This window comes from Agrobacterium sp. SORGH_AS_0440 (assembly GCF_031453135.1).
Classification (GTDB): domain Bacteria; phylum Pseudomonadota; class Alphaproteobacteria; order Rhizobiales; family Rhizobiaceae; genus Agrobacterium; species Agrobacterium pusense.
On the sequence record NZ_JAVIYR010000001.1, the window covers coordinates 774,736 to 787,015 of the forward strand.

Below are 12,280 nucleotides of genomic sequence, written 5' to 3' on the forward strand. Positions count from 1 at the left end.
GAGGCTCTTGTGGATCGCATCGACCTCTTTCGTGTGTTCGCCCGCGTTGTGGAGTGCTCAAGCTTTACACGTGCAGCAGACACACTCGGCCTGCCACGGTCTACGGTTTCGGCTGCCGTTCTGGAACTGGAGGCGCGGGTCGGCGCCCGCCTGCTTCACCGGACCACCCGCAAGGTTTCAGCGACGCAGGATGGGTTGGCTTTTTACGAGAGGTGCCAGCGCATTATCTCGGATGTCGAGGACACCGAGAACATCTTCCGACAAACCATCTCACGGCCATCGGGCAGGCTGAGGATCGACGTTCCGGGCCGGATCGGCCGGTTGATAATCGCGCCCGCCTTGCCGGATTTCCTTCATCGATTCCCTTTGATCGATATCGAGCTGGGGGTCACCGACCGCGCAGTCAATCTCATTGAAGAGAGTGTGGATTGTGTTTTGCGGGTCGGCGCATTGACCGACTCCGGTTTGATCGCGCGACAGATAGGCAGGCTGCCACTCATCAACGTCGGCAGCCCAGCCTATTTTGCCGCGCATGGCACACCTTTCGCCCCGGACGATCTGTCGCAACATTGGGCAATTAACTACGCATCTCCTTCCACGGGGAGAATTGAAAGCTGGGAATGGCTGGAAAACGACACCGTTCGCTCGATGTCTATGCGTGCCCGCGTGACGGTCAACAGTGCAGAGGCCTATATTGCATGTTGTCTAGCAGGAATGGGTCTTATTCAGATACCTGCCTACGACGTCCGAGATCACTTGCAAAACGGCGCCCTGATCGAGGTGATGCCGGATTACAGGGCCCAATCCCTGCCCATGGCGCTGCTCTATCCGCACAGGCAGCACCTCTCCCATCGTTTGCAGGTCTTCATAGACTGGTTGGAGGCACTGCTTAAACGGGAGCTCCTGAGCGACGCCATTCTTCTTGAGGATTGACCTGGGACCGAGATAAAAATGAGATTGTCCGCCAGCGGACCGATCACGCAAGACAACTGACACCCAGGCAAATCACCACCGCGACAGTGCTGGCGGCGGAGGCTCCATGACGCGCCCTCAACGCATGTGTCACCTTCCGGCATGATGGACACAGGCCGAAACAGTCATCATAGTGCAGCAATAGAGCGACGCTACGGTCCGTCACTGAATGGCGTCACGGGCAGAGGCCGGCTCTTCCGAGAGCGAAGAGAAAGTTCGGGCAACCATCCCTGCCTCGGCCATTATGGGATTCACTGGCCTGCCGGCTCAGCTGGATGCTCTTCTCATGTTAACGCGGTGCGCCGCGCTGGAGGACAAGGCGAATGAAAACGAGATTTCTCGGTGGGACTGTCGTCGCTTTGGTGCTCTCCACCGCAATTGCCTCCGCTCAGCAGGCCTCTGACACTGTCGCGCCCGAAAGAGCGACGGGAGCTGCAACTGCCAGACGTGTCGAGTCAAAGAGCTTCATGGTCGCCGCGGCCAATCCGCTCGCTGCTGAGGCGGGACGCGACGTGATCGCAGCGGGCGGAAACGCCATAGATGCGATGGTGGCGGTGCAGACAGTGCTGGGCCTTGTCGAACCGCAGAGTTCCGGTCTCGGCGGCGGTGCCTTCCTGGTTTATTACCATGCAAAAAGCGGCAAGTTGACGATGTTGGACGGCCGCGAGACGGCGCCACGGGAAGCTACGCCTAAGCTCTTCCTCGATGATAAAGGTCAGCCGCTTAAATTCCTGGACGCAGTCATTGGCGGCCGTTCCGTTGGCACGCCGGGAACGGTGCGACTTCTGGAGGAAGCCCATAAACGGTATGGAAAAGCGGAATGGGCGAGCCTTCTGAAGCCCGCCGAAAAGCTGGCGACCGAGGGGTTCAAAGTATCACCGCGTCTTGCCTCCCTCATCGCTTCGGAGGGCGACCGGCTGAAGAAATATGCAGAAGCCCGGTCATATTTCTTCGACGCCTCAGGGGCCGCCCTGCAAACCGGTGCCGTGTTGAAGAACCCGGCCTATGCCGAAACGCTTGCCGTGCTTGCCAAAGGCGGTGCCGACGCTTTTTACAAGGGGACAATCGCCGAGGCGATCGTCAAGACCGTGCGCGAGGCCGCCGACAATCCGGGCGTCTTGTCGCTGACCGACCTGTCCAACTATCGTGTGATCGAGCGCGCACCGGTCTGCTTCAATTATCGCGCTCTTGATGTGTGCGGGATGGGACCGCCGTCTTCGGGTGCCGTCGCTATCGGTCAAATACTCGGCCTGTCGGAGCATTTCGACCTGAAGAGCCTGGGGCCGAAGAATGTCGAAAGCTGGCGCATTATCGGCGATGCGCAACGCCTCGCCTTTGCCGACCGCGAGCGTTATGTCGCTGACGCCGATTTCGTCCCCCTGCCGATCAAGGGCCTGCTGGACAAGAGCTACCTAAGCGAAAGGGCAAAGCTGCTCGATGGCGACAAGGCGTTGGCCAAGGATGCCGTCAAGGCCGGCGAGCCTGAATGGGACCACGCGCTCCTTTGGGGCCGGGATGCGGCGCTCGAGTTGCCCTCCACGAGCCATTTTGTCATTGCCGACAAGGACGGCAATGTGGTCTCTATGACGACGACAATCGAAAACGGCTTCGGCTCGCGTCTGATGACGAATGGTTTCCTGCTCAACAACGAGTTGACAGACTTCTCGTTCAAGACTCACGACGGCGGCCTGCCGGTCGCCAACCGCGTTGAGCCCGGTAAACGGCCGCGCTCGTCGATGGCCCCGACTATCGTGATGAAGGATGGAAGACCCCTGCTCGCCATTGGTTCACCCGGCGGCAGCCAGATCATCGGCTATGTGGCACAGGCGCTGATCGCCTACATTGACTGGGGCATGCCCGTTGAGGCGATCGTCGCCCAGCCACATCTCATCAACCGGTTCGGCACATACGATGTCGAGGCCGGCACCAGCGCAGAAGATCTGGTGGGATCGCTCAAGGCGCTGGGTTACGAGGTAAAACCGGGTGAAATGAATTCCGGTTTGCATGCCATTGAGATGACCGCAAACGGGTTGGCCGGCAGCGCCGATCCCCGGCGCGAGGGAGCCGTTGTCGGAGAGTGAATGCGTCACGGCCACGAGCACCCGAACAGCTGGAGGGTGTCTATCCGCCTGTATGATCTGGATACCAGACTAACGCCGCAGCCCATCCATGACCAGCCGGACGATCCTGTGCGCGCGGTCACGCCAATCCGGCCCTTCCGGTATGGAATAGATGCCGAAGAGCGCGTTCAGGACATCCGCACCTGCGATGTCTCCCTTTACGGCGTCAGCCTTGACGGCATTGTCGAGTAGCTCCTCGAACGCCGTGTGCAACAGCTTCGAGCCCTCCGCAAAAAGGGCGGAGTTGGAGGTGAACAGGAGTTTCAGACTGTTGGCCATGCCCCTTTTTGCCGCCATGTAGCTAACAAACCGGTTCATCCATTCTTCAACGGCTTTCGCGGGCTCTTCTTCCCGGATCAGGTCGCGCGCGGCCGTCGCAAGAATTTCCAGCTCGCGCCGATAGACGCTCTCCACCAGATGTTCGCGCGTCGGGAAGTGCCGGTACAGTGTCCCTATGCCAACGCCTGCACTCCTGGCAATATCTTCCAGCGAAGCCGCCGCGCCCTGCTCTGAAAATGCCAGCGCCGCGACTTCAATCAGCTTTTCCCGATTTCGCCGGGCGTCTGCACGCAAAGGGGCCGGTTCAACCGGACTCGTCTGCTCCTTGGGCACGTGAAAGGCCGCTCCATTAAAAAATAGCTTGACGGACGACTGCAAGCCACTAAGTTAAACGGAGGCGCCTCCGTTTATGGGTGCGCCATTCGCTTCTTTAAATCAGATATGAGGCGGATGTCATGCCGAAATCAACGATTGGCGCTGATGAGCTCCCGACAACTCCAGAGTTCCTGAGGAACTTAACCTTCTGTCGCTCATTCTGATGTCACAATGCAGGAGGCACTTATGACACGATCGGCCGATAGCATCAGACATAACGATAATCCCGCAGATTGGTTGCGTCGCAGTGCCGATGCCTCAATCTTGGCAACACCGCAGCAAGCTTTTTCCACTGACAGGGCCTACGACGTCCTGAACTTTGCCATCGAGACCATGAAGGCAGGGCTTGAGGTGGCGCTGTGCACCTTGGTGGAAATACGCGGAGGCTCGTCCCGGCCGCTTGGCGCGCATATGGCGGTCGCGGAGGATGGCAGGTACTGCGGATATGTTTCTGGCGGATGCACGGAAGCGGCTATCGCCGCCGAAGCCTTGCAAGCGATGAAGAGCGGCCATGATCGCTTCGTCATGCTGGGCGAAGGCTCGCCGTTCTTCGATATCGTGCTGCCCTGCGGAGGCGGTATTACGGTTGCGATTCATCTTGTCAGGAACGTTGAACCGCTCTGTTCCACCAACATGCAGGTCGATCACCGGCAATGCGCATCGCTTTGTTATGCACCGGGTCTCGAGAAACTCTCGCCCGGCCTCCAGAGCAAGCCGACCGGCTGGGATGGCGATGTCTTCGTCACCCACTATCGGCCAAAAGTACGGACGGTTTTTTCCGGGCGCTCGCTCGAAGTGGAAAACGCCGTCAGCGTCGCGAGAGCTGCAGGATACGACGTTGTTCTCCTTGAGGATTCGCCGGGAACCAACATCGATGCATCGTTGATTGATCCCGACACGGCCGTTGCAGTTCTCCAGCATGATCTGGATCGGGAAATCCCGTTACTTGAGGCCGCTCTGCGCGCATCGCCTTTTTACATTGGCGCACTCGGCAGTTCCCGCACCCACGAGAAACGCGTCGAGAGATTGCGCCAGAGGGGTCATTCGGATGAGTCAATCGCCCGGATCAAGGCCCCGATTGGCGTTTTCGGGCGGGCAAGAGACGCTCAGTCACTGGCGCTGTCGGTCATCGCCGACATCGCAGCGTCGCGACAGTTCAACGTAACAAACAGCTAGAGCAGAAGACCGTCGCATCAACAAGCCGACGGCTGGTCACAGGCAAACCATTACCGTGAGTTCCATGGGTGCCGCGACAGATCCTCCAGCGCGGGCCTTCAGACGAGGGAGATGTCCAATGCGATTTAACATCAACGGAACGGCAGTGGAGGTCGAGGCAGACATCCGCACTTCGCTGCTTGATCTCATGCGCAACTATCTGGGATTTACCGGCACCAAGAAAGGGTGTGATCAAGGCGCATGCGGCGCATGCACCGTTCTGGTGGATGGCGAGCGCATCAATTCCTGTCTCGCGCTCGCGATCCAGTATCAGGGGCGTAACATCACGACTGTCGAGGGCCTCGCCGCAAACGGCAACCTTCATCCCCTGCAAAAAGCCTTCATAGAGCATGACGGCTTTCAATGCGGCTATTGCACACCCGGCCAACTCTGTTCCGCCGTCGGCATGGCGGCAGAAATTGAACGAAATATTCCGAGCGTCGTCACCGCCGATCTTTCGAGCGACAGCATCGCCATCGACGACACCGAGATTCGCGAACGCATGAGCGGCAATCTCTGTCGCTGCGGAGCCTATAACGGCATCGTTGAAGCCATATCTGAAACGCTGGTGCAGCAGACGGCGGTCCCAACCGATGAGAGGGCACGGGCATGAATATCTTCTCCTATCACCAGGCATCTGATGCTGGGTCGGCGATCGCGCTCAAACAGGCCGGGCCGGCAGCGAAATATCTGGGCGGCGGCACCAATCTTGTCGATCTCATGCGCGAGACGGTCGAAAGACCGGAAACGCTGATCGATGTCACGCGGCTATCGAGCAGCATCGAACAGCGCACCGATGGCAGCCTGCTGATCGGTGCGGGGGTGAAGAACACGGCGCTCGCGGCCCATGGCGCGGTACGGATCCAATTCCCGGTTCTCTCCCGGGCCATCCTGGCAGGAGCAAGCGCGCAGATTCGAAACGTCGCGACGGTCGGAGGCAATATCCTCCAACGCACCCGGTGTCGGTATTTCTATGACAATGCCGCCCATTGCAACAAGCGTGAACCGAGTTCGGGCTGCGACGCGCTGGAAGGTTTCAACCGCTACCACGCAATCCTTGGGGCATCTCAAAGCTGCATCGCGACCCATCCTTCCGACATGTGCGTTGCGCTCGTCGCACTGGATGCAATGGTGCACCTTGAGGGGCCATCCGGCACGCGCAGCCTGCCGCTGCGCGATCTTCACCGTCTGCCGGGCGACACACCCCAGATAGAAACGGCACTTCATCCGGACGAGCTCATCACTGCCGTCGAAATCCCAGCGCTGCCTTTTGCAAAAAGATCCGCTTACCGAAAGGTCAGGGACCGTGCGAGTTACGCCTTCGCTCTCGTTTCCGTCGCCGCGGCGCTTGATGTCGATAGCGCAGGTAACGTGAACGACGTGAGGCTGGCGCTCGGCGGCGTCGCGCACAAGCCGTGGCGCGCTCTCACGGCTGAATCGCATCTTAAAGGCCAGCCGGCAAACGCGAAGAGTTTCCGCGCTGCGGCGGAGGCCGAACTCGCGGACGCTGTCGGTTTACGAGACAATGCTTTCAAGATCGAACTGGCAAAACGCACTATTGTCGCCGTTCTGGAAGAACTGAAGGGAGAAAACGCATGAGCGCTGATACCCACACGCTGCCGGAAGCGGGCAGACAAGGTCGCTGGCAACCTGCCGTTACGAAAGATCCGCTGCTGCGCAAACATGGCGCCCTCGGGCAATCCATATCGCGCATCGAAGGTCCCATGAAGGTTCAGGGCAGGACGCGATTTGCGGCGGAATTTCCCTATGACAACATCAGCTATGCGGCGCTCGCTTTCAGCACCATTGCCCGCGGTCGCATCTCCGAGCTGAATGTGAGTGCAGCGGAGGCCGCGCCCGGCGTCATTCTCGTCATGACCTACAGAAACGCACCGAGGATGAAGGCGCCGTCGCTGATGATGTCGTCTCCGACAGCTGCCGGGGCGAGTAATCTTCCCGTCATGCAAAACGACGAAATCCACTGGAACGGTCAGCCGATCGCTCTGGTTCTGGCCGAAACGCAGGAACAGGCGGATTACGCTGCATCGTTGGTCACGGCAAAGTATGAACTGCTGCCGGCGGTCACGTCCTTCGATGAAGCCAAGAAATCGCCCAGGCAGCTCGAAAACCTGCTTGGTCAGCCTCCATTTGTTGAAATCGGCGACGCGGAAGCCGCGCTTGCAAATTCTGAGGTGAAGGTCGATCTCATCTACAGAACACCACGCCACAATCACAATGCCATAGAATTGCATGCAGCAACGATCGTCTGGAACGATGATGAGCTGCGCGTTCATGATGCGAGCCAGCTGCTAGACCTCACCACAGGCCAGCTCGCGGATATATTCGGGCTCGATATCAGCAAGGTCCATGTAACCTCGCCCTATGTCGGCGGTGGCTTCGGTGGGAAATGTTTCTGGGATCATCAGATCCTGGCTTGCGCGGCAGCCAAACTTGCGGGGCGCCCCGTGCGCATCATGCTGTCGCGGGAAGGTGTCTTCAGGATCATCGGCGGTCGCACCGTAACCGAACAGCGCGTGGCCTTGGGTGCCAGGACCGATGGAACACTTAATGCGTTGATCCACACCGGAACCGCGGCGATGACGACGCACAATTCCTGTCCGGAACAATTCACCTTTCCGGCCCGCCATCTCTATGGCGCCAGAACGTTCCGCATCGGTCAGGATGTCGCCGATCTGGACATGCTGGCAAATACTTTCATGCGTGCGCCGGGCGAGTCCGTCGGGACTTTCGCACTTGAATGTGCACTGGATGAACTCGCGGAGAAATTGGAACTGGATCCCATCGAGCTGCGCCGGCGGATCGAGCCGGAAAAGGACCCGACGACCGGCAAGCCGTTCTCGTCGCGCTATCTCATCGAAGCTTACGACAAGGGCGCAGAGCAATTCGGCTGGGATAAAAGGAGCCGGACACCACGTCAAAGACGTGAAGGCGAATGGCTTATCGGCATGGGATGCGCCACCGCGACCTATCCTTACCATCGCTTTCCCGGCGGCGCGGCCCGGATCAAGCTGACAGCAGACGGCCATGTTACCGTGTCGACGGCCGTCCATGACATGGGTATGGGCACCGCCACGGCTCAGGTGCAGCACCTGGCGGCACGACTGGGGCTGCCGCTTGAGCATGTCACGTTCGAGTATGGCGACAGCAGACTGCCGAGAGGCGTGATCGCCGGAGGCTCCACTCAGACCGCCTCCATAGGCGGGGCGATCATTGCCGCAACCGAGGTCTTCATGGAAGAGTTGATCAAGCTTGCCGGGAATGACTCGCCCCTTGCGGGGCTGTCGCTTCTTGAAGTCGAGGCGAGAGATGGTGGGCTATCGCATGTGAACGATAGCAGCCGGTTTGAGAGCTACCAATCGATCCTCCAGAGGGCGGGTCGAGAAGAGCTCGTCTGCGAGGCAGAGGCACCAGCCCCAGCCGAAATGGAAGCTTTTTCAATGCATTCCTATGGTGCGCAGTTCTGCGAGGTGCGCGTCAGCGCACTCACCGGCGAGACGCGCGTCTCCCGCTTCCTGGGTTCCTTCGACGCCGGGCAGATCCTCAATCCCAAAATGGCGACCAGCCAGTTCAAAGGCGGCATCATAATGGGCATCGGGCTTGCCCTGACCGAAGAAACCTATTTCGATGAGCGGACTGGACGCATCGTGAACGCCTCCCTGGCGGATTATCATGTGCCGGTGCAGATGGACGTACCGCCTATTGAAATCCTCTACACCAACAAGCCCGACCCGCAGGCGCCGATGGGCGCTCGCGGCATCGGTGAAATCGGTATAACAGGGGTTGGCGCAGCCGTTGCAAACGCAGTCTATAACGCAACGGGTATTCGTGTTCGCGATCTGCCCGTCACCCTGGACAAGCTGATGGCCGGTCTCGACTGACGCGTTCGACAACATCAACGCCCTCAGCGTTTCCACCCAGGTCCAAACCGCTCGCCGCCGACACGGAGCACTAAAATTCGAGGTCCAGCTTGGACCTCGACCCCGCCTGCAAGCGACAGCAATATCGGTAAACGGTCCACAAAATCTGTCTGCCTGGATGGGCAGTAAGCCCTGCCCATCGGCAAAGAGCGCAGAGACCACCGGCATTACCCTTCGCCTATGGTTTTTGCGGTTTGCATACCGTCGAGTTGGCCGCTCTGGCGGCCTCCTTAGCGCTCCGGGCATGACCTACGGCATTCGTTTGTTCCTGGGCGGATCACGCGGCAGTCATAGCGAGAGGTTAGCCGTTGTTGGCTGCGCTGAGGACGGCCTTGACCGAAGCCGTGGCGATGTCATCGTCGATGCCGATCCCGAAAACCGTGACGCCATCACGAGTGCGGCATTCTAGGTAGGCGACCGCTTGGGAATTCGCGCCGCGTTTCAGAGAATGTTCGTGATAGTCGAGGACTTCCAACGTCACCCCACAGCCCTCCTCCAGCGCCGAGACCGCACTGGAGATCAGGCCATTCCCACGACCTGTGATCGCAATCACACGACCTCTGTGACGGATGCGCCCGACAAAAACGCGTTCCTTCCCGGCGCTCCGACGGCTTTCATCCTGATAATCAACCAGTTCAAACGGCTGCGGCCCGGTTAGATGGTAAGCATCTTCGAAGATCGACCAGATCATAGCGGCCGTGATTTCCCTGCCGGTGCTCTCAGCGAACTCCTGCACACGGCGGCTGAGATCGATCTGAAGGGAGCGCGGCAGTTTCAAACCCTTGTCCTGTTCAATCACCCAGGCAATACCTCCTTTGCCGGACTGGCTGTTGACGCGGATGACTGCCTCGTATGTCTCGCCTATGTCCGCCGGATCAACTGGCAGATAGGGCATTTCCCAGATACTGTCATTGCGCTTTCTGTGGGCCGTGAACCCTTTCCGGATCGCGTCCTGGTGCGAGCCCGAGAAGGCCGTGTGCACCAGTTCGCCGGCATAGGGATGGCGCGGGTGCACCGGCAGTCCGTTGCAATGCTCGACGGTATTCACGACATCGCGGATCGCGGGAAAATAGAGTTTCGGATCGATCCCTTGGGTGTAGAAATTCATTGCCAGCGTCACCAGGTCCACATTGCCGGTCCGCTCGCCATTCCCGAACAGGCATCCCTCAACACGATCGGCCCCGGCAAGTAACGCCTGCTCGGCCGCCGCCACGGCCGTTCCCCTATCATTGTGAGGATGCACGCTGATAACCACCGCATCACGGCGCGAGATGTTGCGGCCGAACCACTCGATCTGGTCTGCATAAACGTTGGGTGTCGCGACTTCGACCGTTGCCGGCAGGTTGAGGATCGCTGGACGTTCGGAGGTCGGCTGCCAAACGTCCAACACCCGTTCACAAATCTCAAGCGCAAAATCAGGCTCGGTGAAGCAGAAGGTTTCGGGCGAATACTGAAAGGTCCAGTGGGTGTCGGGTCGCTTCAGGCTTTCCTCCAGCATCGCCGTGACGCCGGTGACGGCCAGATCGATGATCTGATGCCGCTCCATCCCGAAGACCACGCGGCGGAACAGCGGAGCCGTTGCGTTATAGAGGTGAACGATCGCCCGGCGCGTGCCCTCAAGCGCTTCGAAGGTGCGGACAATAAGATCTTTACGGGATTGGGTAAGCACCTGAATCGTTACGTCGTCGGGAATCCGATCTTCTTCGATCAGCGCACGGACAAAGTCGAATTCGGTCTGTGACGCCGATGGAAAGGCGATCTCAATTTCCTTGAAGCCCACGGCGAGCAGCATGTCGTAAAAGCGTAGCTTGCGTTCCACATCCATCGGATCGGCAAGCGCTTGATTGCCGTCGCGCAGATCGGTAGACAACCAGCGGGGCGCTTTCGTAAGCCGGTTGGACGGCCACTTGCGGTCCTGCAGCTCGATGGGAGAGACGAAAGGGCGGTATTTGATTTCAGGATTGGTCAACATGGCGTGATCCGTTGCGATGCGTGTTGTGAAGGATTCGACACGGCCATTACGATCGCCGGGAAGCCGTCAGGCCCGACGATCGCCGGTAAGTCGCAACACGTCGCAAACCGTTAAACAGGCAAACGCATGGGCCGCGCGTCCAACGGCCACGCCGAGCGCCGCAGGATACGGCTCTTCGATGCAGTCAATAAGGCGGTTGCGGTCGGTCACCTGGCGAAAACTCTCTGCTGTTAGATGGCCTACCGTAGTGAGCGCGAAGCTGATATTCTAACGCCGGATGATCATCGATCGTCGCAAAAGGATCAGTTTTGAAAAGCGGCATAAACATTACCAACGAGATCGCCGTCATCACCCACGACGAAAACCGCTTTTCGGGGCCGAGGCACAGTCACGAAGAGGCTCAGCTTCTATATGCCGTCAGCGGGGTTGTATCGATCAGGACGGATCGGGGCACCTGGGTCGTTCCGCCAAGCCGGGCAGTCTGGCTACCGCCCAAGCTGGCGCACGAAACGTCGAGCCATGCAGGCGTGCAGTTCCGGTCACTTCTGATTGACACAAGCGAAATAGGGGGGCTTCCCGACGAATGCCTTGTGGTGACGATCACCCCTCTTTTGCGGGAATTGATTCTGAAACTTGCCGAGCTTGCTGAGAAGCCACAAAGTCGGGAGCAAGCGGACGCCGTCGTCAGGCTGCTCCTGATGGAACTTTCCTTTCAGCCAGCGCAGCCGCTCAACCTGCCGATACCGAAGCATTCCGGCTTGGCGCAAATGTGCGAGCAGGTCCGTACCAATTTGGCGGAAAATCTCTCCATCGAAGATGCAGCGACCAGGCTTCACATGAGCAGAGCCACCTTTATGCGGACATTCAGGCGTGAAACCGGCATGAGTTTCGGGCAATGGCGCCAACAGGCCCGGATGCTCGATGCCTTGACGATGCTGGCAGAAGGCAGAAGCGTCCTCGATGTCGCCCTTGAGTGTGGCTACAATAGCCCAAGCGCCTTTTCTGCCGTGTTTCGCCGATCACTCGGGTGCCCGCCCAGCACTTATTTTTAAGCCAGCCCGGATTCTGGTCATCACCTCGTTTAGCGCATCGACTGCGCGTTTGCATGCCAGATGATCAAGCCTCCGCAATTCAGTTGCAGTCAATCCCGCATGAGGCTGAATTCGGCTTGTCGCGCTGATCCGTCCACCCCTGTGCAATCCGCATCGCCACCGCCAGTCAACAACTTGAACGCCGTAACGGGGCCGCCAAACCCGCGAGGTTAAACCGACAGACCGAACGGTTGCTGAGCGACGAGATGCACGACTTCCGCTCCCCGCGGAATCCAGCCATTGATCACGTCCATAGGATATTGCAGGTTCCAGCAGCGCCTCGTCACAGAGGCTCATGGAAAGCCCACAAACCATGGG

Annotated in this window: 9 protein-coding genes; 7 read left to right on the top strand and 2 right to left on the bottom strand. The window is 59.1% G+C overall.

The features are described from left to right. The first annotated feature begins 9 nt into the window (after positions 1–9). A complete protein-coding gene (locus QE453_RS03615) occupies positions 10–933 on the top strand; it encodes a LysR family transcriptional regulator (RefSeq protein ID WP_309776392.1) in 924 nt (307 codons plus the stop codon). Positions 934–1,295: 362 nt separating this feature from the next. Next, a complete protein-coding gene (gene ggt, locus QE453_RS03620; protein ID WP_309776393.1) occupies positions 1,296–3,053 on the top strand; it encodes a gamma-glutamyltransferase in 1,758 nt (585 codons plus the stop codon). Positions 3,054–3,122: 69 nt separating this feature from the next. Here the strand turns inward: ggt and QE453_RS03625 are convergent, their stop codons facing one another. Beyond that, positions 3,123–3,704, bottom strand: a complete 582-nt coding sequence (locus QE453_RS03625) for a TetR/AcrR family transcriptional regulator (protein ID WP_034497665.1) — start codon at positions 3,702–3,704, stop codon at positions 3,123–3,125. A 228-nt stretch (positions 3,705–3,932) separates the two neighbouring features. On the opposite strand from QE453_RS03625, the gene QE453_RS03630 reads away from it, so the two are divergent. From QE453_RS03630 to QE453_RS03645, 4 genes are all read left to right on the top strand, one after another. Next, a complete protein-coding gene (locus QE453_RS03630) occupies positions 3,933–4,922 on the top strand; it encodes an XdhC family protein (protein ID WP_309776394.1) in 990 nt (329 codons plus the stop codon). A gap of 118 nt (positions 4,923–5,040) precedes the next feature. After that, entirely contained in the window at positions 5,041–5,574 is a 534-nt protein-coding gene (locus QE453_RS03635) for a 2Fe-2S iron-sulfur cluster-binding protein (protein WP_309776395.1), read from the top strand. Next, positions 5,571–6,560, top strand: coding sequence for a xanthine dehydrogenase family protein subunit M (locus QE453_RS03640; RefSeq protein ID WP_142182339.1), 990 nt, complete (start codon positions 5,571–5,573; stop codon positions 6,558–6,560). Before QE453_RS03635 ends, QE453_RS03640 begins: the two co-directional genes overlap by 4 nt. Then, on the top strand, positions 6,557–8,860 hold the full coding sequence (locus QE453_RS03645; protein ID WP_309776396.1) for a xanthine dehydrogenase family protein molybdopterin-binding subunit: 2,304 nt from the start codon (positions 6,557–6,559) through the stop codon (positions 8,858–8,860). The genes QE453_RS03640 and QE453_RS03645 overlap by 4 nt, the downstream gene beginning before the upstream one ends. A 340-nt stretch (positions 8,861–9,200) precedes the next feature. Here the strand turns inward: QE453_RS03645 and leuA are convergent, their stop codons facing one another. Next, positions 9,201–10,871 carry a 2-isopropylmalate synthase gene (gene leuA, locus QE453_RS03650; protein ID WP_309776397.1) on the bottom strand — a complete coding sequence of 557 codons (1,671 nt, stop codon included), beginning with the start codon at positions 10,869–10,871 and terminating at the stop codon, positions 9,201–9,203. A gap of 308 nt (positions 10,872–11,179) precedes the next feature. On the opposite strand from leuA, the gene QE453_RS03655 reads away from it, so the two are divergent. Beyond that, a complete protein-coding gene (locus QE453_RS03655; RefSeq protein ID WP_022563130.1) occupies positions 11,180–11,923 on the top strand; it encodes a helix-turn-helix domain-containing protein in 744 nt (247 codons plus the stop codon). Positions 11,924–12,280: the final 357 nt, after the last annotated feature.